Origin of the sequence: Leifsonia tongyongensis (assembly GCF_010686705.1) — a bacterium.
In the GTDB taxonomy this organism is placed as follows: Bacteria; Actinomycetota; Actinomycetes; order Actinomycetales; family Microbacteriaceae; genus Diaminobutyricibacter; species Diaminobutyricibacter tongyongensis.
In genome coordinates this window covers 773866-798260 of record NZ_JAAGWY010000002.1, presented here as the reverse complement: position 1 = coordinate 798260, position 24395 = coordinate 773866, and the positions used below count along the sequence as shown (strand labels likewise).

Here is a 24395-nt window from a genome sequence, read left to right as displayed (position 1 = left end):
CCAAAGAAGGCTTTTTGGGCGTCGATACGCCCAGCAGTGGTCGGTCAGAGTGGCCGGCAGTCAGACATTGAGACAGTGTGATCAGAGCCAAGAGCCGGTCGCACGTGTAAAGGATTGGCGGGACGGCGCTCAGCGTGGTTCCCGCTCTGGAGAGTACCCGGGCAGGTGGCGCGGTCGCCCACCCGGTTGAGGAGTGCACCAGAGATGGTGGAAAACGAAAATACCGACAACACACAGGCAAACGCGGCGGATGGATCCGCTGAAACGGGATCGAGGAAGCGCACGCGACTGTTCGGCACCCGGAAAGCGTCGAAGAAGACTTCGGCGCCGATCGATGAGCAGCAGCCTGTCGCGTCCACGCCGGTGACGACGGCGCCCGTCCAGCCGAAGGCCACGCAGTCCGCGGCCGCCACGAGCACCCGCACCGAGACGGTCACGGCGTCGGCCCCGGTCGATGCGCCCGCGGCGGACGCGGACGCAGCGGATGCGGATGCAGCGGATGCGCCCGCGGCGGATGTGGTCGCCGACGGGTCCGAAGCGCCCGAGATCCAGTCCGTCGGGGCCCCGGCGGCGCCACAGCGTCCCGCCACGGCCATCCTGTTCCAGGCACCGGACATCAAGCCGTTGCCGCCGCTCCCGCGAACGTCACGCGAGGGTGACGGCGAGGAGACCAGCACGGTCCGCCGTCGCGCGCGCCGCCGCCCAGGCGATGAGAGCAGACCCGGATCGGACGACCCGGCGAACACCGTCGTCAAGGTGCGTACGCCGCGCGAGCCCGAGCTCATCACCGAGCCCCAGCGGGTCAAGGGCTCGACCCGGCTCGAGGCGAAGAAGCAGCGCCGGCGCGACGGGCGCGATGCAGGGCGACGCCGTCCGGTGATCACCGAAGCCGAGTTCCTCGCGCGCCGTGAGTCCGTCGACCGCCAGATGATCGTCCGTTCGAAGAACGGCCGGATCCAGATCGGCGTGCTCGAAGACAAGGTTCTCGTCGAGCACTACGTGGCGAGGTCGCAGGAGGCATCCCTGATCGGGAATGTCTATCTCGGACGCGTGCAGAACGTGCTCCCCAGCATGGAGGCGGCGTTCGTCGACATCGGCCGTGGCCGCAACGCGGTGCTCTACTCGGGCGAGGTCGACTGGGATGCTGCCGAGACGGGAAACCAGCCGCGACGCATCGAACTCGCGCTCAAGGCCGGCGACCGAGTGCTCGTTCAGGTCACGAAAGATCCCGTGGGCCACAAGGGCGCGCGCCTGACCAGTCAGGTCTCGCTGCCCGGCCGCTACCTCGTGTACGTGCCCAACGGGTCGATGAACGGCATCAGCCGCAAGCTCCCGGACACCGAACGCGCTCGCCTCAAGAAGATCCTCAAGGATGTGCTCCCCGAGAACGTCGGCGTGATCGTGCGTACGGCGGCGGAGGGTGCGACCGAGGAACAGCTGACCCTCGACGTCAACCGGCTCACGTCCCAGTGGGCGGACATCAGCAAGCAGGTCGAATCGGTCCAGGCGCCGGCACTGCTCCACAGCGAGCCCGACCTGCTCATCAAGATCGTGCGCGACGTCTTCAACGAGGACTTCCAGAAGCTGATCATCGCCGGCGACGACGCGCGCCAGACCATCGAGAGCTATCTCCGTCAGGTCGCGCCCGACCTGCTCGACCGCGTGGAGCCGTACACGGGGGAGCGCGACGCGTTCGACGAGTACCGCATCAGCGAACAGATCGAGAAGGCGCTCGACCGTAAGGTCTGGCTGCCGTCGGGCGGCTCGCTGGTCATCGACCGCACCGAGGCGATGACGGTCGTCGACGTGAACACCGGCAAGTTCGTCGGTTCGGGCGGAAACCTCGAAGAGACCGTCACGAAGAACAACCTCGAAGCTGCTGAGGAGATCGTCCGCCAGCTCCGCCTGCGCGACATCGGCGGGATCATCGTCGTCGACTTCATCGACATGGTCCTCGAGACCAACCGCGATCTCGTCCTCAGGCGCCTCATCGAGTGCCTCAGTCGCGACCGAACGAAGCACCAGGTCGCCGAGGTCACGTCGCTCGGACTCGTGCAGATGACCCGCAAGAAACTAGGTCTCGGGCTGCTCGAGACGTTCAGCGAACCGTGTGAGGTGTGCGCTGGGCGTGGTGTCATCGTGCACCACGATCCTGTCGTGAAGCACCGTCCACTCCAGCAGGCGCCGACGGAGCGTCGCCGGGGTCGCGGCGGCCAGCAGGGCGGTCAGCAGAGCACAGGCGGCGGTTCGACCCCGTCGACGAACGGCGCGACGCACGCCATCACCGATGACGCGAAGAACGCGCTGGCTCAGATCGCGGCGAGCACCATCCTCGCGCACGCACACGACGAGCACGCCGGCGAGGATGCGACGCAGGCGGGCTCGGGTTCGGCCGTCCACGGCAAGCACGTCGCCGGGTCGGCCGAGAGCACTCCGCGCGAAACGGCGAACGCTGAAGGTGTGGAGCCGGCCGCTGACACCGCGGCGTCCGCTGAGATCGATTCGGCCGAACCTGTCGCCATCCTCGACATCCCCGTCACGAAGGCGCCGAAGAACAACCGGCGCGTGAAGGCGAAGGACGCCGAGCAGCTGCTCGACTCTGTGCTCGACGCACTGCCGCAGCCGAAGCAGCCCGGCCAGGGACGCAGCCGAAGCCGCAGGGTCACCACAGCATCACTGTCCGGCGGCGTCATCGCATCCGAGGTGACTCGCGTCGAGCCGGAGGACTGACTAATCCTGGGTGCGCCGGTGGGCTTCGCGATCCTTTGCGGGGATGCGCAGCCCACTGGCCCGAAGGCGGCGCACGAGTTCTCTGCCGCTCACCGCACTCGCTCCGGCAGCGACGAGCCGGTCATACCGTTCGGCGGGAACGTCGTAGTGGTCGAGATCGAACGCGCGCGAGCGGATGTCGTTCGCCGCGGCGAATTCGTGCAGCTCGTCGAGCGAGGTATCGCTCACCAGGTGCGACCACAGCGTGCCGTGCGCCGGCCACGCCGGGGGATCGATCAGCACCGTCATACGATGATTGTAGGAACCGGTCATGCCGGGATGAGCGGATGCTCGTCCATCCCGCAGCGCGAATTGACCGGGAGACACCCATCAGCTAAAGTTGACCGTTGGTGTGTGTTGGGCATAGCCCGCACGTTTGCCATGGTTTTCTGAGAGGTGGAGCGCCGAAAGCGCGACTCCAGTCTCACCAGTGACTCCCTGAAGAAAAAGTAGGAACTGCAGCAGCAGCTTTTCGAAGCGCGGGTGCGGATCCCCAGAGAAAAGGTACGTAAAAGTGGTTTACGCAGTTGTGCGCGCCGGTGGTCGGCAAGAAAAGGTCGAGGTCGGCACCATCGTGACGATGGACCGCATCAAGGCCGACAAGGACGGCAACGTCGAGCTGGCTGCTGTGCTGCTTGTTGACGGTGACAAGATCACCTCCGACGCGAAGTCGCTCGCCAAGGTGAAGGTCACCGCAGAGGTCCTCGGCGACCTCCGTGGGCCGAAGATCGTCATCCAGAAGTTCAAGAACAAGACCGGTTACAAGAAGCGCCAGGGCCACCGTCAGGAGCTCACGCGCGTCAAGATCACCGGCATCGCGTAGCGCCGACACAAGGCTTAGGAGAAGAAGCAGATGGCACACAAAAAGGGAGCGAGTTCCACTCGCAACGGCCGTGACTCGAACGCCCAGCGCCTCGGCGTGAAGCGCTTCGGTGGCCAGGTCGTCAGCGCCGGCGAGATCATCGTCCGCCAGCGCGGCACCCACTTCCACCCCGGCGTCAACGTCGGCCGTGGCGGCGACGACACCCTCTTCGCCCTCGCCGCAGGTGCGGTCGAGTTCGGCAACAAGGGCGGCCGCAAGGTCGTCAACATCGTGGTCGACGCCTGACCAGCACCAGACACACACGGCTTTTCGGATGGGCGAGCTTCGGCTCGCCCATCCGTGTTTGAGGCCTCGGGCGAACATTCGCCCCGAGTACCGTAGTCCCTAGTAAACAAGCGCACCTGGAGTATCGATGGCAACGTTCGTGGATCACGTGACGTTGCACCTGCGCGCCGGTCACGGCGGCAACGGGTGTGTGTCCGTCCGACGCGAGAAGTTCAAACCGCTCGCGGGCCCCGACGGGGGCAACGGCGGCAACGGGGGCGACATCGTCCTGGTCGCAGACCCCCAGGTGACGACGCTGCTCGGGTATCACCGCAACCCGCACCGTTCGTCGGAGAACGGCGGCTTCGGGATGGGCGACCACCGCAGCGGTCACACGGGCGAAGAGCTCGAACTTCCCGTTCCTCTGGGAACGGTCGTCAAAGACGTCGACGGCAACGAGCTCACCGACATGAACGAGCCGGGCATGCGCTTCGTCGTAGCTCCCGGCGGCCAAGGTGGCCTCGGGAACGCCGCGCTGGCGACGACCAAGCGCAAGGCGCCCGGCTTCGCCCTCCTCGGGACACCCGGCTGGGAGGGCGACGTCAACCTCGAGTTGAAGACCGTCGCCGATATTGCGCTCGTGGGCTACCCCTCTGCGGGCAAGTCCAGCCTCGTCGCCGCAATGTCGGCCGCGAAGCCGAAGATCGCCGACTACCCCTTCACCACGCTCCACCCGAACCTCGGCGTCGTCCAGGCGGGCGACGTGCGCTACACGGTCGCGGATGTGCCCGGCCTGATCGAGGGAGCGAGCGAGGGGAAGGGGCTCGGCCTCGAATTCCTGCGCCATGTCGAGCGATGCAGCGCCCTGCTTCACGTTCTCGACTGCGCGACGCTTGAGCCCGGCCGTGACCCGCTGACCGATCTCGACGTCATCCTCGCCGAGCTCGCCGCGTATCCGGTGCCCGACGGCCAGGTTCCGCTGCTCGAGCGCCCACAGCTGATCGCCCTGAACAAGATCGATGTGCCCGACGGCCGCGAACTCGCCGGGTTCGTCCGGCCCGAACTCGAGTCGCGCGGATACCGGGTGTTCGAGATCTCGACCGTGAGCCACGAGGGCCTGCGCCCCCTCTCGTTCGCCCTTGCAGAGATCGTCGAGACGGCTCGCGCCGAGGCGGCCGCGGCCGAGCTCGTCAGGCCGCGCATCGTCATCCGGCCCAAGGCCGCCGACGAGGGCGGATTCATCGTACGAGTCGAGGGTGGTTCGTTCGGAAACATCTATCGCATCCTCGGTGCGAAGCCGGAGCGCTGGGTCGCCCAGACCGATTTCGCCAACGACGAGGCAGTCGGCTTCCTTGCGGACAGGCTGGCCAAGCTCGGCGTGGAGGACCAGCTCTTCAAGGCGGGTGCCGTTGCCGGATCGACGGTCATCATCGGCCACGACAACGGCGTGGTCTTCGACTGGGAGCCGACATTGACGTCCACCGCCGAGTTGCTGACGGCACCACGCGGAACGGACGCCCGCCTCGACGCGACCAGCCGCCCGACGCGCCACCAACGTCGCGAAGAATACTTCGAGCGGATGGATGCGAAGGCGGAGGCGCGGGCGGAACTGCTCCGGGAGCGCGACGCCGGCCTCTGGAACGACGATGAGGGCTTCGAGATCACACGTGAGGAGACCGAGACGGAATGACGATCGCGGATCGCAGCCAGGTTCCCGCCGCGAGACGCGTCGTCGTGAAGGTGGGCTCATCATCCATCAGCGGTGACAACGCCGGGCAGATCGCGCCGCTGGTCGACGCCCTCGCCGAAGCCCATGGCCGCGGCACCCAGGTCATCCTCGTCTCGTCCGGTGCGATCGCGACCGGCATCCCGTACCTCGCCCTCGATTCCCGTCCGACCGACCTGGCCACCCAGCAGGCTGCAGCCGCTGTCGGCCAGAACGTCCTCATCTACCGCTACCAGGACAGCCTCGACCGGTACGACATCGTGGCCGGCCAGGTTCTCCTGACGGCGGGGGACCTCGAGAACCCGACACACCGCACCAACGCGCAACGCGCGATGGAACGCCTGCTCGACCTGCGCATCCTGCCCATCGTGAATGAGAACGACACCGTCGCCACCCACGAGATCCGGTTCGGCGACAACGATCGTCTTGCCGCACTCGTCGCCATGCTCGTGAAGGCCGACCTGCTGATCCTGCTCTCGGATGTGGATGCGCTCTACACGAAGCCGCCGCAGGAGCCCGGTGCCGAGCGCATACACGAGGTCGCTTTCGACGACGCACTCGAAGATGTCGTGATCGGGTCCACCGGGCTCTCGGGCGTCGGCACAGGTGGCGCGCTGACCAAGGTCTCCGCCGCGCGCCAGGCTGCAGAAGAAGGAACGGCGGTCATCCTGACCGCGACGACGCTGGTCACCGAAGCGCTCCGCGGCGAGCACGTCGGCACCTGGTTCGCGCCCGCACCCTGAGGTCGTCGCGCCGGTAAGCTTGTGCCATGCCCGAGACGACGCTGGACCGCGCAACCCTCTTCGACAAGCTCACGGCTGCGAAGACGGCCTCGCTCGCACTCGGAACCGCGACCACCGGGCAGAAGGATGCGGCTCTGGGGACGATCGCGGCGGGCATCCGGAGCTCGGCGCGCGACATCCTCGAAGCGAACGAGCTCGACCTCGCGAACGGCCGCGAGAACGGCCTGTCGACCGGTCTCGTCGACCGGCTGACACTGAACGAGACGCGTCTCGACGCGCTGGCGGATGCTGTGCTCCAGATCAGCGCGCTGACCGATCCCGTGGGCCAGGCGGTTCGCGGAAGCGCCCTCCCCAACGGCGTGAGGATCACCCAGGTCCGCGTTCCTTTCGGTGTCGTCGGTGCGATCTACGAGGCCCGGCCGAACGTGACGGTCGACATCGCGGCGCTGGCCCTCAAGAGTGGCAATGCCGTAGTGCTTCGCGGCGGCAGCGCGGCGATCAACACCAACCGGGTGCTCGTCGAGGTGATCCAGGCGGCGCTCGCGGAGGCGGGGCTTCCAGCGGACTCGGTGCAGACCATCGACGAATTCGGACGTGAAGGCGCCACCGAGCTGATGAAGGCACGGGGCCTGGTCGATGTGCTGATCCCGCGGGGGAGCGCCGAGCTGATCTCGACGGTCGTGATGGAGTCCACCGTGCCGGTCATAGAGACCGGCGCCGGAGTGGTGCACATCGTCATCGACGAAACCGCCCGCGAGGACTGGGCTGTCGACATCGTGCACAATTCGAAGGTGCAGCGGCCGAGTGTCTGCAACTCGGTCGAGACCCTGCTCGTGCACGCGGCAGCCGCTGAACGGCTGCTACCGCCGGTTGCCGCGCGGCTCGTCGAGTCCGGTGTGACGATCCACGCGGACGAGCGGTCGCGCGCCCTTCTTCCCTTCGCCGTGCCGGCCGTCGAGGAGGACTGGTCGACGGAGCACATGAGCCTCGACGTCAGCGTGAAGATCGTCGACGACCTCGACGAGGCGATCGACCACATCCGTCGGTACTCGACTCAGCACACGGAGTCGATCATCACGAACGACCTCGCCAACGCGGAGCGCTTCCTCGCCGAAGTGGACTCCGCCGTCGTGATGGTCAACGCATCGACACGCTTCAGCGACGGCGGCGAATTCGGGTTCGGTGCCGAGGTCGGCATCTCAACGCAGAAGCTGCACGCCCGGGGACCGATGGGGTTGCCCGAGCTGACCAGCACCAAATGGATCGTCCGCGGGTCGGGGCAGACACGGCGCTGAGTCGCGGCTGACCTGCGGCTGAGTCGCTCCTCCACAGGGCCTCCGCCAACCCTGAGAGTGTCGGAACAGGTCCTGACCAGCACATTGGTCGTTGACCCCCGGTTGTGTGGCGTGCGCCTCGTCGGTTTTGCGCGACTTCGCGCACTAGACTGTGGGGTGGCGTTCGCGCCAAGGAGAGGAAGAACCACCATGTCATTCGCGACGGCCGTCCTGGCCCAGACTGAGACCACGACCCAGCTTTTCATGCCGCCGTGGGGGTTCGGCCTCACCGCCATCGTCATCTTCGCCGTCCTTGGCTTCGTCATCTGGACCTACCGTGATGTCGCGAATCGCCACAGTCACCGCACCGGCCCGCACGCAGCCGAGCATGCCACGGCCCCGGGTGCGACCCACCACGGCACCGGACATCCCACCGAGTCCGGGCACTGACCCCGGATCGCATGGCACTGCCGGAGAAGCGCCGCCCACGCATCGGCGTGATGGGTGGAACGTTCGATCCGATCCATCACGGGCACCTCGTCGCCGCGAGCGAAGTCGCCCAGTCCTTCGACCTCGACGAGGTCATCTTCGTGCCGACCGGGCATCCGTGGCAGAAGGGCGACGTCTCGCCCGGCGAGCACCGCTATCTGATGACGGTCATCGCCACGGCATCGAATCCCCGCTTCACGGTGAGCCGAGTCGACATCGACCGCGAAGGGCCGACCTACACGATCGACACACTGCGGGACATCCACGGTTCCCGTCCAGAAGCGGAGCTCTTCTTCATCACCGGCGCGGATGCGATCGCCCAGATACTCAGCTGGCGCGACGTGAACGAGTTGTGGGCGCTCGCGCACTTCGTCGCTGTGAGTCGCCCGGGACATGACCTGACCATTTCAGGATTGCCGAACCAAGACGTAAGCTTGTTGGAGGTTCCGGCCCTGGCAATCTCGTCAACCGACTGCCGGAGCCGGGTGAACAGGGGATTCCCCGTCTGGTATCTCGTACCTGACGGTGTTGTTCAGTACATCTCCAAACACCATCTGTATCGGAGTGTGGCATGACTTTGTGGCAAGACCAGCCGCCACAGACACGGCGACAGGCCCGCGAACAGGAGCGCTCGCAGACTCCCGTTGAAAATGCGCCGGCCTCGTCCCGTCGGGCGGCCACCATTGAACCAACCCCTGCCGGCGAGATCCCGGCCGTCACGACTCCGTACGTCTTCGCATCCGGTCGAGACGGGGCCGCTCCCGAGGCCCCCGCACCAGGTGCTTTCGGCGAGAAGAGTGCGCCACCCGCGCGCCCTAACCTTCCGACCTATGGAACGTCCTTCGACTCGATCCTGTCGCAGCAGTCTCAGCCGGAAGGGGAGGCGGAGGCGCCGGCGCCCCAGTCGCCGCTCTTCCGTGACAGCGCTTCGCCCGACGCGAACGAGCCCGTGACGACTCCCGTCGCCCTTGTTCCCGCATCCGAGCTTCCCGAGCCGGTAGCGACCGCCGCCAGCGATGACTCCGAGAACTGGGCTCCCGAGCGCACGCTCACGCGCCGGGAACTCCGCGCGATGCTGCAGGCGCAGGAGGCGAACCAGTTCGCCGGAGGGCGTACGGATGAGGCGGCGGCTGACGTCGAGCCCGCAGCCCCCACGTTCACCCCGCCGCTCGCAGAGGCACCGGTGGGGTCGCCGGATGTCAAGGATCCGCTCGCAGCTCTGTTCGCGCAGAATGCCAGGGAGGCCGAGCAGGATGCGACCTCTGCTCCGTCCGCGTCCTCGCTTCCGCTCGCCGACAAGCCGGCGGCTCCGTCGTCGTGGCCGTTTGCGCCACTCGCACCCAGCACCGCCGAACCCGACACGGACGCTCGGCCCTTCGAGTCCGCGAATGAACGAACCGCGACCGACGACAACGTGAGCTTCGGCCTGCCCCTGGTTCTGCCTACCCCTCCGGCTGAGCCGGCCGGACCCACGCCACAGTCTCCGACGGCCTTCGTTCCGGTGGCGCCCGCGCCACCCGTTGCACCCGCAGTTCCGAAGCCGCAGGCGCGGGAGCTTCCGGACGCGCGGGCGGTCGACGAGGCCCCGCGCCAGCCCTACCAGCCGCCGGTCGGTCACTGGTCGACGGCGGGGGAACTCGACGACAAGAACCAGCAGTTCGATCAGGTCATCTCGCGGAGTGTCGGCTCATCCGGTGCCGCCACGACGACGAACGCTCTCATCCTTCCGGTCGTTCCCTCAGCACCCGACGCGACAGGGCCGCTGACGAGCACCGGTGAGATCCTGGTCACGGGTTCGATCGACCTGCCTCGCGGAATGGGCTCGACAGGTCAGCATCCCGACCGCTACGACTCCTCCGACATGGACCGCATGTTCGAACAGGACGAGAACGAGTTCAACACGTCCGACGTCGCCCCGATCCGTGCGTCGCGCGCTGTGAGCACCCACACGTCGACCCGCGGAGTCATCACTCCACCCAAGAAGCGCGGTGGACGTCTCCCCGTCGTTTTGTCCATTACGGCGGCCGTCCTGGCCATCGGGGTCGTCGGACTCCTCGTCGCCGGTTACATCCTGAAGGTCTTCTGATCATTTTCGTCAACAGTTCTGCAGTTCCGGCGGCGCGCACGTGACCGCCTCCCCACGTTCCATCGAGATCCTCCAGGTCGCCGCGCGCGCCGCGGACTCGAAAGGCGGCGACGATCTGGTCGCACTCGACGTGTCGAACCCGCTTCCGCTCGCCGATATCTTCCTTCTCGCAACCGGTCGTTCCGAGCGCAACGTCGTTGCAATCGCGAGCGAGGTCGAAGACAAGCTCAACGAGGCCGGTGTCAAGACTCTTCGTCGCGAAGGCAAAGCGGAAGGCCGCTGGATCCTGCTCGATTTCGGCGATCTCGTCGTGCACGTCTTCCACGAGGAAGACCGTATGTACTACGCCCTCGAAAGGCTCTGGAAAGACTGCCCGGTCGTACCTCTGGAACTCCCTGTCCACGAGGCGGCCGAGTAGTCGGAGGTGGGCCTCGACGGGGTGCTCGGTTTTTGCGCGCGCTTCGAATGTAGTAGTCTGAGGAGGTTGTTTCCGAGCGATCGAAAACAGCATCTGGGTCTGTGGCGCAGCTGGTAGCGCACCTGCATGGCATGCAGGGGGTCAGGGGTTCGAGTCCCCTCAGATCCACCAATGTGATGAGTCACGACATCGTTCATAGATGAGTCGCGACATCGTTCATAGTTCAAGAAGAGCCCGGCCATCGGCCGGGCTCTTTGTTTTGGTCCCGAGAGCGGCCGCGGGCTCGCCGACTTGAGCCATTTCGCGATCCCTGAAGCGGCGGGGCAGTTCGGCTCAGGTCGCGCCGGATCTTCGGATCCCAGACACCTCTTTTGTGGGTGTTGCGCCGCTCTTCGCTCGTCAGCGCATCAGAGACACCCTCAGATCTACCAGTGTGATGAAGAGGCCGGCCGTCGGCCTGGACTCTTTTCGTTGCGGATGGCTGCCCCGAACCGCAGCAACGAGATTGGCCGGCGGATTCGCGTAACGGATTCCACTTCTTCGCGTCCTCTCTGTAGAGGACCTCTCCTCGATGGACTGTACCGATGAGGATTGGAGACACAGTGATCGAACATCCCGAGAACGACGTTCGGGCCGACGGGACCCGTGAGTGCCCGAGCCGACGAGATCTGGTCGCTTACGTCCGAGAAGAGTGCAGCGGCGATGTGCAGTCTCGGGTTCACCGGCATGTGGACGCTTGCGACGGTTGCGCCGGCGCTGCAGATGATATTTTCCATCGCGGCGGCGAGCTGCGGGCTCGGGCACTACCGTTGCTCGCCGGCGGGTCGGGCCTTGGCGCCGGGGCGTCTCTGATGCAACCTCAGCCCGCTCAAGCTGTGGTCGTTCCCATTCGATCTGCCGGTGGGGAGAAGGTCGCACGAGAGCTCCGGCGGTCATTCAGGAACACCGGTGTCACGACGATCGGCGCGGCAGGCCTGGTCGCCGCGACAGCAGTGGTCTGTGTCGCCGCACTCTCGCCGAGCATCCCGAACAGCCACCCGCGAGAAGCGCCCTCCGCAAAGACGACGCAGGACGAACCGGCCGCGATCGAACCCGCTCCGTCGGCGCCTATCCAGAACAGCCCGGTGGCCGCTCCAGTGATCCCGACATTTCCGGGCGTACCCCTCGCCGATCGAGCCCCACTGAAGGAGGCAGCAGGTGGCATCGCACTCGAGCCGAACCTACCGCGGTCGAATGCGCCGGTCTCCATTCCCACTCCGAGCCCTGCGCCGACGCCGATCGCTGAAACTCGGCCTACCCCGGATCGCTCCGAAGCGTGCGGCGGATCGACAGAAGGTCACTCGCCGGTGCTGAACCTTCCCCTCTCCGATGTCTCCGGCTCGACCGCCGTCGTTGCCGCAGAGGGCAGCACGGCGGCCGCCTACGCAGGGCTGATGGAGACGACGCTCACAGGGCCGATGCCCTGCTCGTCCGTGCCGGGGGGCGCCTACCACCTCGACGGTGCCAGCAGCTTCGCGCACACCAGTGAGGTCATGCCAGCGCTCCACACCTTCACGATCGCGATCTGGTTTCGCACGAGCACACCCGGGGGCAAGCTGATCGGCTATGGCGACGCCGCGACGGGTGCGTCGAGCTCGTACGATCGGCACCTCTACCTCACAGATGACGGCGAACTCGTCTTCGGGGTGTTTCCCTCCAAGGTGAAAACAATCCAGAGTCCAGCTTCATACACCGACGGGAACTGGCATCACGCGGTCGCTACCCTCTCCGGCAGCGGGATGCGCCTCTACGTCGACGGTTCGGAGGTTGCCGCGGATCCTTCGGTGACCCGCGCCCAGGCCGACTATTTGGGGTACTGGCGGATCGGTTACGACAATCTTGACAAGTGGGGGCCGACGACTCCAGGCAACCACCACTTCGCGGGAGACCTCCGCTACGCGCAGGTCTACCCAGAAGATCTCGGAGCAGCGGACATTGCACGGCTCTACCATGCAACCCTCGCAACGTAGAAGTAGAGGGGCCGGCCGCGTTAGATTCCTGCCGCGCCGCCGTCTCTCTGTACAAGACATCGTGTGGGAGAGACGGGGCGTCCGGTGAATGAGCTGTGGGAGAGTGTGGCCTCCTTGGGGGAGGCCAGGCATCAGGTGGTCATGTTCCTCCTGAACCGAGCCTTCTCGGAGTCGGACAGTTGTCGCCTGAGAAGGATCTTCGGCGTGGTCGACGAAATCAACCGTCTCGTCGACGACCTCGACAAGTCGGACGCGCGAGCGATCTCGAGGGTCAGAGACATGCTCAACGGCGGTCTGGACCAACTTCAGCGTGGGGCGTTGAACGAACGTGCCAGCGGTTCCTGGCACTCGGCACCGGCGATCGTTGTCGGGAGAGCGCCCTTACCGTAGCCTGAGCGCAGATATTCGGATGACCGTCAGGAGAAGGCGTGACGTCTCGATCGGGTCCGACCCGAACTGATCCGCTCGAGAACCCGGTGTGGTCGTCGCTGAATGGTGCGCGGTGCGCCTGGGCGGGTACGTCGGGATCCGCGTAGGCGGTGCGCTTGTCGCCATCGCGGGGCGCTGCATGAACCCGGCGTCTTTGCGCGGCCACAGCCGTGAGGCGAGGGTCGCCGGAGCGATCGCGGGAGTAAAATTAGGCTGACCGGGCTTTCTGGATGATTGCGACGAAGTCTGCGATTACTGGAGGATTTCGGTCGTGCGTTTTACAGGCAATACATTGCGACAGTCGAATATAGTGCTGGCGACGAGTCGATGACCCATGCGCTTCCGGTATGGCGTCACGGAACCCCACGAGGAATGCAGAGATGAGCGACGGCGCGCCCATGCGGCGGAGGCGATCCAACGGCCCTCCGTCGGTGCGCCATGGCCGCCTGCACAAGCGCCGCCCCTACGCCACGGTCGCGAAAGTGCTCGTTGCGACCCTCGGCGTGCTGATCGTCAGCGGCGGATCGATCGCAGCGATCGCCGCGTGGGATGTGGCCCGAACGATCAAGCCCGGTGTCCACCTCGCCTTGCCGCCGGGAAAAACCGCGGTGCCGATCCCGAGCGTCGGAGCGATCGACGGCGGCGTGAATCTTCTGCTGACCGGAACCGACACACGTACCGGCCAGGGCGGCGCGTTCAGCACCGCCGACGAACTCAGCGGGTCGTCCGGCGCGGGCAACAACGACGTGACGATGCTCGTGCACATCGCGCAGAACCACCAGAGCGCGATGGTCGTCAGCTTTCCCCGCGACATGATGATCCCCATCCCGGAATGCCCCAACCCGACCGGCGGCACCTATTACGCCGTGGATAAAGGGATGATGAACTCGACCCTCTCGCGAGGCGGTCTCTCGTGCGTCGTGCTCACGATCGAGAAGCTCACGGGAGTGTCGATCCCGTTCGCGGCCGAGGTCAGCTTCGACGGTGTCAGCGCGATGTCGAACGCGGTCGGGGGAGTGACGGTCTGCCTTGCGTCACCGGTGGTCGACAAATACACCAACCCGCCCCTCGACCTCGCGGCCGGAGAGCAGACCATCGTCGGCCCGGAGGCACTCTCGTTCCTGCGCAGTCGTCACGGTGTCGGTGACGGAAGCGACCTCGGGCGCATCAGCAACCAGCAGGTCTTCCTGTCGGCGCTCGCCCGGAAGATCGTCAACGGCGGTGTGCTCGCCAATCCTTTCCAGCTCTATCCGCTGGCGAAGGCGGCTGCGTCGAACATGACCCTGTCGGACACACTGACGAACCCCACCACCATGGTGCAGATCGCCCTGGCGCTCAAGAACACCGGCCTCGACAAGATGACGTTCATCCAGTACCCGGTCGTCACCGACCCGGACAACGTGAACCGCGTGATCCCTCACAGCTCGTCAGCGGAGGTCCTGAACAACGCCCTCGTCAACGACCTGCCGGTCCAGCTCACCGGAACGACAGGTCGGGCGGCGGAGCTCGCCCCGGGTTCGCCGACAGCAACACCCACCCCGACCCAGGCTGCGGCTCCCTCGACGCCGGGCGCGACCACGACGCCTGGCCCCACCACGGCGCCGGCACCCGCGACCTCGGGCCCAGCCCCCGTCGTGCTCCCCTCCGACACCACGGGGCAGACGGCCAACCAGCAGACGTGTACCAAGGGCAACGGCTGACCGGCTGACCCGCGAACCTCAGGCGGGAAGGGGCGGCGTCACAAGGAAGTGCCAGCCCAGCCACCACCAGAACAGAACGATTGTCAGACGGGCCGCCCGATCCTGCATGACGCCGTCGAGGAGTTCGCCGAACCGCGCCAGGCGTGACTCCTCGCGGCGTGAGGTGAGCACGAGGACGACCATCGCAAGTCCGCAGGCGATGAATCCGGCGATGGTGACGATACGGGTCATCGCGACCTCCCCCGGCGGATGAGGGCATAGCCGCCCACAAGCCAGATCGCGATGAGCACGGCCCTCGCGATGGGCGAAGCGATGAACGGGTCGACGAGGTCGGAGAGTGGGGGGAAGGCGAACTCGGCGGCCGGCGACGGTCGGCTCATGAAGTAGGCTCCGATCTCCCAGGCGCAGCCCACCACGGCGATCACGGACCAGGCGAACGCGGCCCGGCGCACCGCATCCGGTCGCGCACGCGGAGTCGGGACGGCGGGCTGCGGCCACACGACCGGAATGAGCGCGACGCCGATCGCCACCACGACGACCGACTCCACCCCGCCGTACAGCGGGGCAAGGGCCAGCACGAGCAGCAGCACGGCCATGAGGATCCAGGAGAGGAGGCGGCGCGCGGTGCGCTCACGGTCCAGGGGCCGGATGCGGAGCCAGCCGAACGCATCCAGCGCCAGCCCCAGCGCGCCGGCGAAGAAGATCAGGCCGTCGACCGGTGCGCCTCGGAAGAGATGGAACGCGCCCGTCAAGGAGAGGATGGCGATCCACGCGGCACGCGTGATGGTCGCAGAGCGTGTGCCGGTCTGTGCGGCGCGCTCCGACTCTGCTGGTCGATCCGTTGCCATGGCGATCACTAGGGTACGCTCCAAACCCCCTGCACGTGCGCTGCTCTTGCCTTTCGTGTCGGCCCCACGTTTACTGAGAACATGGCGGCTGAGCGTATGACCACGATTCAGCGCCGCGTTCTGATCGTCGCGATCCTGGCGTCGTTCGTCGCCTTCCTCGACAGCGCGGTCATCAACGTCGCACTCCCCGCGATCTCCCGCGAACTCGGCGGCGGGCTACCGCTGCAGCAGTGGGTGGTCGACGGCTACCTGGTGACGCTCGGATCGCTGATCCTCATCGCTGGCTCCCTCTCGGATGTGTTCGGACGCCAGCGGATCATGGTCGTCGGTCTCGTCGGCTTCGGGGTGACCTCGTTGCTGTGCGCCTTCGCGCCGACGGGGCTCTTCCTCGTCATCTCACGCGCATTGCAGGGGGTGGCCGGCGCGCTGCTCGTTCCCAGCTCCCTGGCGATGATCATCTCGACCTTCAGCGGCGCACCACAGGCGAAGGCGATCGGGCGCTGGACCGCTTGGACCGGGGTCGCCCTGATCGCGGGGCCCATCCTTGGCGGGATCTTCGTCGACACGCTCTCCTGGCGGTATGTCTTCGCCATCAACGTGATCCCGATCGCCATCACGTTGCTCATGATTCTCGGCCTTCGCCCGTTCACCAAGGGCTCAGGCGGACGCGTCGACTATCTCGGGGCGACCTTCGGATCGCTCGGTCTCGCCGGCACCGTCTTCGCGCTGATCGAGCAGGGTGTCTTCGGCTGGGCGGATCCGAGGGTCTACCTCCCGCTGATCGGCGGAATCGTCTGCCTGGTGATCTTCTTCATCGTCGAGACCCGCGTCGCCAGCCCGATGCTTCCCCTCTCGCTGTTCACCGTGCACAATTTCTGGGTCGGCAACATCGCGACAGCGTTCGTGTATGGAGCGCTGGCCTTCGGGCCGTTCATCGTCACTCTGTACCTGCTCCAGGTCGCCGGCTTCCGGGCGACGGCGGCGGGCTTCGTGTTCGTCCCCACCACGCTCTGCATGCTCCTGCTGTCAGGCCTGTTCGGCGGTCTGTCCGGTAGATACGGGCCGCGGCTGTTCATGGCGGTCGGCCCGATCATCGCCGCCGGGGGTTTCGTCTGGCTGATGACGATGGGGACGTCGGTGAACTACCTGACCGAACTTCTTCCGGCTTCGCTGCTCTTCGGTGTCGGGTTGTCCGTCACGGTCGCGCCGCTCACCTCGGCGATCCTCGGGGCCATCGATCCCGACCGCGCCGGGATCGCCTCGGCGACGAACAACGCGGTCTCGCGCATCGCCGGGCTGATCACGGTGGCGATGGCCGGGCTCATCGTGGGCGGGCAACTGGACAAGGCGGGTCTGGACCGGGCGCTGGTGGCGACGGCCGCGCTCCTCATCGCGGGTGGCCTCGTATCGGCTATCGGTATCCGCAACCCGCAGCACGCGGTGGCGGCCTCGCCTCAGAGCGCGATCGACTGACCCGCCAGCGCGAGCATCACGACGTCGATGAGGGCGCACGCCATGATCAGCTGCATGAGCAGCCTCGTCGTGTTGGTCCGTGCGACCAGGACGACGCCGATTGCGGTGATCACGAGGCCGATCACGAGGCCGGCGATCAGCACCGGTCCGGGTTCCGATCCAGGGCCGAAGGTCAGGATGATCGTTGCCAGCGCGACGCAGGCGAACGCGATGTAACCGGATGCACGTGCCCCGAGTCGATGGGGGAGACCGCGCACCCCCGTGTCGCGGTCGTAGGCAAGATCGGGCAGAACGTTGGTGAAGTGGGCGGCGATGCCGAGGAGTGCGCCGACGACGACCACCCAGGGAGCAGGGACCTGGGGAACCACCTGGCCGAGGGTCGCGACCGCGGGCAGGAGGCCGAAACTGACGGCGTACGGCACAACGGAGACGGGAGTGTTCTTGAGCCCGAGGTTGTACGCCCATCCGCTGGCCACGGCGACGATGTGCACAATGGCCGCCAGTGGACCGAGCAGCAATGACAGCACGATCATCACGCCCGCCGCGATGAACGCCGCAGTTCGGACTACACCCACGGCCACGGCGCCTCGGGCGGCGGGTTTGTCGGCCCGGTGCACGGCGGCATCCCGGCCGGCGTCGATCCAGTCGTTCGACCAGCCGATCGAAAGCTGGCCCGCCAGGATGGCAGCCATGAGGAGGATGAGCCGGGCCGGGTCGTACGAAAGGCCGAGCCCGAGCACTCCGGCAACGATCGTGACGACGACGGTCGGCCCCGGATGGCTGGCCAGCAGCAGCGCGCGAACCGTTTTCGGCATGGTCACATGCTATCGATGTAAACAATTTGCGCGATCTTGCAATGAATTGCGTATGATCGGGGCATGTCGAAGCGTCTGGCCGAAGTTGCCCGCAAAGTCGGAGTGAGTGAAGCGACCGTGAGCCGGGTGCTCAATGAGAAGCCCGGCGTCTCGGAGGCCACGAGACAGGCGGTGCTGACGGCGCTCGATGTGCTCGGCTACGAGCGGCCGAGCAAACTGCGCGGGGAGCGGGCGCGGCTTGTGGGCCTCGTCCTGCCGGAACTTCAGAACCCGATCTTCCCGGCATTCGCCGAAGTGATCGGGGGAGCGCTCGCCCAGAACGGCTACACGCCTGTGCTCTGCACCCAGACCGCCGGCGGGATCTCCGAGTCCGACTACGTCGACCTGCTCCTGCAGCAGCAGGTCTCCGGCGTGGTGTTCGTCGGGGGAGCGTACTCGCAACGGGATGCGTCGCACGAGCACTACGCGCGGCTGACCGATCTCAACCTGCCGACGGTGCTCGTGAACGCTCCCGTGGACGACCTCGACTTCGCGACCGTCTCCTGCGACGACTCGGTCGCGATCGAGCAGGCGCTGAACCACTTGCGGCAGCTGGGCCACGAGCGGGTCGGGCTTCTCATGGGCCCGAGGGACCACGTGCCGTCGCAGCGCAAACTCGCTGCCGCCAAACGCCTGATCGCCTCCTGGGGGCTGCCGTTCCACGACGAGCTCGTTGTCCATTCGCTCTACTCGCTGGAGGCGGGCCAGGCCGCAGCGACACGACTGCTGAGCGCGGGCGTCACGGCGATCGTGTGCGCGAGCGACCCGATGGCCCTCGGGGCCATCCGCGCCGTGCGGCGAGCGGGCCTGTCTGTTCCGGCGGATGTCTCCGTGATCGGCTACGACGACTCCGCTCTGATGAACTGCACCGAGCCGCCGCTGACCACCGTGCGGCAGCCCATCGAACCTATGGGGCGAACGGTGATCGAGCTTCTCCTCCGGCAGATCTCGAGCGACTCGGCGATCTCCGATGAGCTGTTCTTCGAGCCGGAATTGGTCGTCAGGGGCTCGACGGGGCCAGCTCCAGCGCGCTGATTCGAACGCAACGCAACGCAAAAGTACGCAAATAACTTACGTTCTGTTTAGTTCTTGCATCAATCTGTCGATAACGCTACGTTTGCGATCGACGACGGCGCCGTGAGGTTGGACGCTGTCGCTCCGACCGAACGAACCGTCGACCCGGACATCGCAGCGCGAAGACCAGGAGTCGCCCGATTGAGAAGGACTCCGAGTGGATCTTCGCGTGCTCGCTGCCCAGCCGGAATCGCCGGCGTCCGCCGCAGCGGAAACGTCGACCAGGCGACCGCCCGCACCGCCGCAGCGCGATCCGCTCTGGTGGCGAAGCGCGGTCATCTACCAGATCTACATCCGCAGCTTCGCCGACGGTAACGGCGACGGAATCGGCGACCTGGCCGGCGTCAGGAAACATCTCGGGTATCTGCGCGACCTCGGCGTCGACGCCATCTGGTTCACACCGTGGTACGAGTCGCCGCTGGCGGACGGCGGCTATGACGTCTCCGACTACCGTACGATCAACCCCGCGTTCGGAGAGCTCGCCGAAGCCGAGGCGCTCATCCAGGAGGCACTGCAGTTCGGCATCCGCACGATCATCGACGTGGTCCCCAACCACATCTCCGACCAGCACCCCTGGTTCCAGGCCGCACTTGCGGCCGGTCCCGGATCGCCCGAACGCGAGCGGTTCTGGTTCCGCCCCGGCAACGGCCCCGCCGGAGACGAGATGCCCACCCACTGGGTGTCCAACTTCTCCGGAGAGACCTGGACGCGCACCGTCAACCCGGACGGAACACCGGGCGAGTGGTACCTGCACCTGTTCACCCCGCAGCAGCCGGACCTGAACTGGAATCATCCCGACGTCCGGGCCGAACACGAAGCGATCCTCCGGTTCTGGTTCGATCGCGGCGTCGCCGGCGTCCGCATCGACTCGGCCGCCTTGCTCGTCAAAGACGCGACGCTGCCCGAAGTCCCTGCTGATCCGGGCCCGGGGGAGCATCCCAACCAGGACCGCGACGAGCTCCACGACATCTATCGCGGCTGGCGCGCCATCGCCGACTCGTACCCGGGAACGCGTGTGCTGGTCGGTGAGATCTGGCTTCCCGACATCGACCGCTTCGCGATGTACCTGAGACCGGACGAACTCCACACGGCCTTCAACTTCGACTTCCTCGCCCGCCCCTGGAATGCCCAGGAACTGCGGGCGTCCATCGACGAGACCCTGGCGGCACACGCTCCTGTCCACGCGCCGTCGACCTGGGTGCTGTCCAACCACGACGTCACCCGGCCCGTCACCCGGTACGGCCGCGAAGACTCGTCGTTCGCCTTCGCGAAGAAGCGGGTCGGCACGCCGACCGACCTCCGGCTCGGCGAGCGTCGCGCCCGTGCAGCAGCCCTGCTCACTGCGGCGCTCCCCGGATCGCTCTACATCTACCAGGGCGACGAGCTCGGCCTTCCCGAGGTCGAGGACCTTCCGGCGGACCGCCTCGAGGACCCGATGCACTTCCGCTCCGGCGGAATCGACCCCGGCCGGGACGGATGCCGCGTGCCGCTGCCCTGGCGGGGCATCCACCCGCCCTACGGGTTCAGCCCGGCCGGCGCATCCGCCGAGCCGTGGCTTCCCCAGCCCGAATCGTGGGCGCACCTGACCGTCGAAGCAGAACAGAGCAACCCCGCATCGATGCTGTGGCTCTACCGCCAGGCCCTCCGCATCCGCCGCAAGACCGACGGACTCGGCGACGGCCCGCTCGCCTGGCGCGACAGTGCCGAAGATGTGCTCGTATTCGCCCGTGGCGAGCACTTCGTCAACGTCACCAACCTCTCGGATGTGCCCATCGCGCTCCCGGAGCACACGGCCATCCTGCTCAGCAGCAGTCCGCTGGAACACGGACTCCTGCCCCCGGACTCCACGGCGTGGCTACGAACACAGCACGAGCCGCCGGAGCGCATCGCGGAACCCCGCCGCGGTGCACAAACGCACCACCAGCAATGACAAACACAGAACCCACAAACACACTCCGAAAGGAACCGACAATGAGGTCACCAAGAACGGTCGCAGCAGTCGCGGCGATCACGCTCGCCGGCGTCGGCCTGCTGGCCGGCTGCTCGAGCTCGGGCGGTGGAACCAGCGCCGACGGCAAGGTGCACATCACCGTCGCCAGCCTGATCCCCGGCAGCGACAAGTCCGCATTCAAGGCATTCGACGACCGCGTCAAGGAGTTCGAGAAGGCGAACCCCGACATCGTGCTCAAGTCCGAGGAATACCAGTGGACGGGACCGACGTTCGCCACACAGCTCGCCGGCGGCACCCTGCCTGACGTGTTCAACGTGCCGTTCACGGACTCGCAGTCGCTGCTCCAGGCCGGCCAGCTCGCCGACATCACGGCTGAGGTCAAGCAGCTGCCCTATGCGGACAAGTTCAACCAGAACATCCTCGCCGTCGCCAAGAAGGGCGACAAGATCTACGGGATCCCGTACGGTCCGTATGCGATGGGCCTGTCCTACAACCGGGAGATCTTCCAGAAGGCGGGGCTCGACCCGAACAAGCCGCCGACAACCTGGGACGAGGTGCGCCAGGACGCCAAGATCATCTCGCAGAAAGTTCCCGGTGTCGCGGGCTACATGCAGATGACCAAGGGCAACACCGGTGGATGGGAGCTGACCACCACGACGTACGCCCGCGGTGGACGCATGGAGACGGTCGGATCCGACGGAAAGACGAAGGTCACCACGAACAACCCGGTCACCAAGGAAGCGCTTCAGTTCCTGCACGACATGCGTTGGACGGACAACTCGGTCGGGCACAACTTCCTGCTCGACTGGAGCGGCATCAACCAGGCGTTCGGTGCAGGCCAGATCGCGATGTACCCGAGCGGATCGGACGTGCTCACAGCTCTCGTTCAGCAGGACAAGGTCGATCCGAAGAACTACGGGCTGACCATCCTCCCGGTGGCGAGCTCGGGTGACGCCGGCGTGCTCGTCGGCGGCAACGTCGCAGCGGTGAGCCCGAAGTCGTCGGACGCCCAGCGCAAGGCCGCCGTCAAGTGGATCGACTTCTACTACATGCAGAAGCTGCTCAGCCAGGACCAGGCCGTCGCCGACGCGAAGGTGCTCGCCGCCTCGAACCAGCCGGTCGGCGTTCCGACGCTCCCGGTCTTCGACAAGGCGACCTACGACCAGACGCTGTCGTGGATCAAGGACGAGGTGAACATCCCGCTCGAGAACGTGGCGCCGTTCACCGACAAGATCTTCGACGCCAACCTCGTGCCTGAGCCGAACAAGCACACGCAGGAGCTCTACGGAGCGCTCGACTCGGTGGTCCAGGCCGTGCTCACCGACAAGAACGCGAACATCGACAAGCTCCTCAGCACCGTGGACACCAACATCCAGGCGCTGGTCGACGCAGACAAGTAACGAGGCAGTGGGGAGGCTGGCGGGGCGCTCGGCGCCCTGCCAGCCTCCAGCCGCATCCGCCGACGCCGCACCGAAAGAGAAGGCAGCTCCATGACAGCAATCGACCGGCCGAGGACGAGCTCGCGCAGACTCGTCCGACGCAGCCCCGCCACCTGGATCCGGGGAGGGGGCCTCAGCACACTCGTCTTCCTCCTGCCGATGCTCCTGATCTTCGGTCTCTTCTCGTGGTACCCGATCGTCCGGGCCATCATCATGAGCTTCCAGCACACGAACCTGGTCTCGGCCCCGACCTGGGTCGGCTGGGACAACTTCGTCCAGGTCGTCAACGACCCGCTCTTCTGGACGGCCATCGGCAACACGGCCTGGTTCGCGCTCCTGGCGCTCATCCTCGGCTATCCCGTTCCCTTGATCGCCGCAGTCCTCATGAGCGAGGTCAGGCGGGCGAAAGGCCTTTACAGTGCACTGGCCTACCTTCCGGTCGTCGTTCCCCCTGTTGTCGCAGTCCTGCTCTGGAAGTTCTTCTACGACGCGAGCCCCACAGGGGTCTTCAACACGATCCTGGGCTGGGTCGGCATACCCCCGCAGCCGTGGATCCAGGATGCGACGCAGGCCATGCCGTCCCTGGTCGTCGAGGCGACCTGGGCTGCCGCGGGCGGAACGATCATCATCTACCTCGCCGCGCTCACCGGGGTCGCCCCCGAGCTCTACGACGCAGCAGAGGTCGACGGCGCGAGCATCTGGAACAAGATCTGGCATGTGACGCTGCCGCAGCTCCGGGGCATCCTGCTCATCACCCTGATCCTCCAGATCATCGGGACCGCGCAGGTCTTCCTCGAGCCCTTCCTGTTCACGGGCGGGGGTCCGGTCAACGCGACGGTGACCATCCTGCTGCTCATCTACCGTTACGCCTTCCAGAACAGTCTCGGCGGCGACTATGGGGCGGCGACGGCGCTCAGCCTCATGCTCGCCGTGTTCCTCGCCGTGCTCTCCCTCGTGTACTTCCGCCTCACCAAGTCCTGGAGCCAGAATTGACCACGTCGACCGATTACACGCCAGAGGTCATGAACGTGCTGACCGACGAGCTCGAGAACTCCGGCATCGCGGGTGGGCCCCCTCAGCGCCCCCGACGGCGACGTCGCGGCAAGGCAGCGCAGGAGAGCGCCGACCGCGGCATCCTGTCGCCGTCCGACTGGCGACGGCGCAGGACGCGCTGGACCAACCGAACCCTGCACATCGTGCTGCTCGTCGTCCTGTTCATTGTCGGCCTCGGCCCGCTGCTCTGGCTGGCCAAGTCGGCGATCACTCCGACGGTCGACACGCTCAGGACGCCGATGGCACTGTTCCCGCACGGCGCCGACTGGTCGATCGTCTCCACGGCGTGGTCGACGGTGCACATCGACGTCCAGTTCGTGAACACGATCTGGGTCGCGGCCGGCTCGTGGACCTGCCAGATCGTGGTCGCCACGACGGCAGGCTATGCACTGAGCGTGCTTCGGCCCAAATACGGCAACGTCATCTACGGGCTCGTCCTCGGGACGCTCTTCGTGCCGGCCGTCGTGCTGCTCGTTCCCCTTTACCTGACGATTCTCAACCCGCCGCTGATCGGCACCTCGCTCATCAACACATTCTGGGCCGTGTGGCTTCCGGCCGGCGCCAACGCCTTCAACGTCGTGCTGGTGAAGCGCTTCTTCGACAACCTGCCCCGGGAGGTTTTCGAGGCGGCACGCACGGACGGCGCGGGGCCCTTCCGCCTGTTCTGGTCGATCGTGCTGCCGATGTCGAAGCCTATTCTCGGAGTGGTCTCGGTCTTCGCGATCATCGCGGCGTGGAAGGACTATCTCTGGCCGATGCTCGTGCTGCAGGATCCGGCCATCCAGCCGCTCTCGGTCCGCCTCCCGAACCTGCAGCAGGCGATCGAACTCGATGTCTACCTCGCCGCGCTGGCCATCTCGACGCTGATCCCCATCGCACTGTTCCTGGTGTTCCAGGGGCTTTTCCTGCGGAGCGCCGGACTGGGAGGCGCCGTCAAGGGCTGATGCGCAGGTTGCGCCATGGTCGCGCGGTT

The 24395-nt window shown here is 66.4% G+C and carries 22 protein-coding genes and 1 tRNA gene; 19 read left to right on the top strand and 4 right to left on the bottom strand.

Translation table 11 applies throughout. The features are described 5' to 3' along the window. The first annotated feature begins 204 nt into the window (after positions 1 to 204). Positions 205 to 2730 (top strand): Rne/Rng family ribonuclease, encoded by a 2526-nt coding sequence (locus tag G3T36_RS11750; protein ID WP_163289949.1) that lies wholly within the window; start codon positions 205 to 207, stop codon positions 2728 to 2730. Here G3T36_RS11750 and G3T36_RS11745 read toward each other — a convergent pair whose 3' ends face one another. Beyond that, a complete protein-coding gene (locus G3T36_RS11745; protein ID WP_163289948.1) occupies positions 2731 to 3018 on the bottom strand; it encodes a DUF4031 domain-containing protein in 288 nt (95 codons plus the stop codon). 265 nt (positions 3019 to 3283) lie between these two features. Between G3T36_RS11745 and rplU the strand changes: the two genes are divergently transcribed. The 12 genes from rplU to G3T36_RS11685 all read left to right on the top strand — a co-directional run bounded on the left by rplU (position 3284) and on the right by G3T36_RS11685 (position 14730). Then, complete coding sequence (rplU, locus tag G3T36_RS11740; RefSeq protein ID WP_163289947.1) at positions 3284 to 3592, top strand: 50S ribosomal protein L21; 309 nt, start codon at positions 3284 to 3286, stop codon at positions 3590 to 3592. Positions 3593 to 3622: 30 nt separating this feature from the next. Next, positions 3623 to 3877 carry a 50S ribosomal protein L27 gene (rpmA, locus tag G3T36_RS11735; protein WP_163289946.1) on the top strand — a complete coding sequence of 85 codons (255 nt, stop codon included), beginning with the start codon at positions 3623 to 3625 and terminating at the stop codon, positions 3875 to 3877. Positions 3878 to 4004: 127 nt separating this feature from the next. Further along, entirely contained in the window at positions 4005 to 5546 is a 1542-nt protein-coding gene (gene obgE / locus G3T36_RS11730) for a GTPase ObgE (protein ID WP_163289945.1), read from the top strand. Next, the gene (gene proB, locus G3T36_RS11725) at positions 5543 to 6325 is read left to right on the top strand and encodes a glutamate 5-kinase (RefSeq protein WP_163289944.1); all 783 of its coding nucleotides are present in this window, start codon (positions 5543 to 5545) and stop codon (positions 6323 to 6325) included. Before obgE ends, proB begins: the two co-directional genes overlap by 4 nt. Positions 6326 to 6351: 26 nt before the next feature. Further along, positions 6352 to 7620 carry a glutamate-5-semialdehyde dehydrogenase gene (locus G3T36_RS11720; RefSeq protein ID WP_163289943.1) on the top strand — a complete coding sequence of 423 codons (1269 nt, stop codon included), beginning with the start codon at positions 6352 to 6354 and terminating at the stop codon, positions 7618 to 7620. Between the two features lie 189 nt (positions 7621 to 7809). Then, entirely contained in the window at positions 7810 to 8049 is a 240-nt protein-coding gene (locus G3T36_RS11715) for a hypothetical protein (protein WP_163289942.1), read from the top strand. Between the two features lie 11 nt (positions 8050 to 8060). Next, positions 8061 to 8663 carry a nicotinate-nucleotide adenylyltransferase gene (nadD, locus tag G3T36_RS11710; RefSeq protein WP_163289941.1) on the top strand — a complete coding sequence of 201 codons (603 nt, stop codon included), beginning with the start codon at positions 8061 to 8063 and terminating at the stop codon, positions 8661 to 8663. Continuing rightward, the gene (locus G3T36_RS11705) at positions 8660 to 10174 is read left to right on the top strand and encodes a hypothetical protein (protein WP_163289940.1); all 1515 of its coding nucleotides are present in this window, start codon (positions 8660 to 8662) and stop codon (positions 10172 to 10174) included. Before nadD ends, G3T36_RS11705 begins: the two co-directional genes overlap by 4 nt. A 40-nt stretch (positions 10175 to 10214) precedes the next feature. Continuing rightward, positions 10215 to 10592: a ribosome silencing factor gene (gene rsfS, locus G3T36_RS11700; RefSeq protein ID WP_163289939.1), complete on the top strand. Its 378-nt coding sequence runs from the start codon at positions 10215 to 10217 to the stop codon at positions 10590 to 10592. A gap of 95 nt (positions 10593 to 10687) precedes the next feature. After that, positions 10688 to 10763: transfer RNA gene (locus G3T36_RS11695), tRNA-Ala, on the top strand. Positions 10764 to 11443: 680 nt separating this feature from the next. Then, positions 11444 to 12601, top strand: a complete 1158-nt coding sequence (locus G3T36_RS11690; protein ID WP_240148443.1) for a LamG domain-containing protein — start codon at positions 11444 to 11446, stop codon at positions 12599 to 12601. A gap of 809 nt (positions 12602 to 13410) precedes the next feature. Continuing rightward, a complete protein-coding gene (locus G3T36_RS11685; protein ID WP_163289937.1) occupies positions 13411 to 14730 on the top strand; it encodes an LCP family protein in 1320 nt (439 codons plus the stop codon). Positions 14731 to 14748: 18 nt separating this feature from the next. Here the strand turns inward: G3T36_RS11685 and G3T36_RS11680 are convergent, their stop codons facing one another. Both G3T36_RS11680 and G3T36_RS11675 read right to left on the bottom strand, forming a co-directional pair. After that, positions 14749 to 14961 (bottom strand): DUF6186 family protein, encoded by a 213-nt coding sequence (locus G3T36_RS11680; RefSeq protein ID WP_163289936.1) that lies wholly within the window; start codon positions 14959 to 14961, stop codon positions 14749 to 14751. Next, positions 14958 to 15578 (bottom strand): hypothetical protein, encoded by a 621-nt coding sequence (locus G3T36_RS11675; RefSeq protein WP_163289935.1) that lies wholly within the window; start codon positions 15576 to 15578, stop codon positions 14958 to 14960. The genes G3T36_RS11680 and G3T36_RS11675 overlap by 4 nt, the downstream gene beginning before the upstream one ends. Positions 15579 to 15659: 81 nt before the next feature. Here G3T36_RS11675 and G3T36_RS11670 point away from each other — a divergent pair, with 81 nt between their 5' ends. Next, on the top strand, positions 15660 to 17051 hold the full coding sequence (locus tag G3T36_RS11670) for an MFS transporter (RefSeq protein WP_240148442.1): 1392 nt from the start codon (positions 15660 to 15662) through the stop codon (positions 17049 to 17051). Here G3T36_RS11670 and G3T36_RS11665 read toward each other — a convergent pair. Then, on the bottom strand, positions 17033 to 17866 hold the full coding sequence (locus G3T36_RS11665) for a UbiA family prenyltransferase (RefSeq protein WP_163289934.1): 834 nt from the start codon (positions 17864 to 17866) through the stop codon (positions 17033 to 17035). The two genes, G3T36_RS11670 and G3T36_RS11665, sit on opposite strands and share 19 nt — an antisense overlap. Positions 17867 to 17929: 63 nt before the next feature. On the opposite strand from G3T36_RS11665, the gene G3T36_RS11660 reads away from it, so the two are divergent. The 5 genes from G3T36_RS11660 (at position 17930) to G3T36_RS11640 (ending at position 24366) form a co-directional block, all read left to right on the top strand. Beyond that, on the top strand, positions 17930 to 18940 hold the full coding sequence (locus G3T36_RS11660) for a LacI family DNA-binding transcriptional regulator (RefSeq protein WP_163289933.1): 1011 nt from the start codon (positions 17930 to 17932) through the stop codon (positions 18938 to 18940). Between the two features lie 196 nt (positions 18941 to 19136). Next, entirely contained in the window at positions 19137 to 20909 is a 1773-nt protein-coding gene (locus G3T36_RS11655; RefSeq protein WP_163289932.1) for an alpha-amylase family glycosyl hydrolase, read from the top strand. Between the two features lie 41 nt (positions 20910 to 20950). Continuing rightward, positions 20951 to 22330, top strand: coding sequence for an extracellular solute-binding protein (locus G3T36_RS11650; protein WP_163289931.1), 1380 nt, complete (start codon positions 20951 to 20953; stop codon positions 22328 to 22330). Positions 22331 to 22420: 90 nt separating this feature from the next. Beyond that, positions 22421 to 23362 (top strand): carbohydrate ABC transporter permease, encoded by a 942-nt coding sequence (locus G3T36_RS11645; protein ID WP_193571076.1) that lies wholly within the window; start codon positions 22421 to 22423, stop codon positions 23360 to 23362. 29 nt (positions 23363 to 23391) lie between these two features. Continuing rightward, the gene (locus tag G3T36_RS11640; protein WP_163290312.1) at positions 23392 to 24366 is read left to right on the top strand and encodes a carbohydrate ABC transporter permease; all 975 of its coding nucleotides are present in this window, start codon (positions 23392 to 23394) and stop codon (positions 24364 to 24366) included. Positions 24367 to 24395 lie beyond the last annotated feature (29 nt).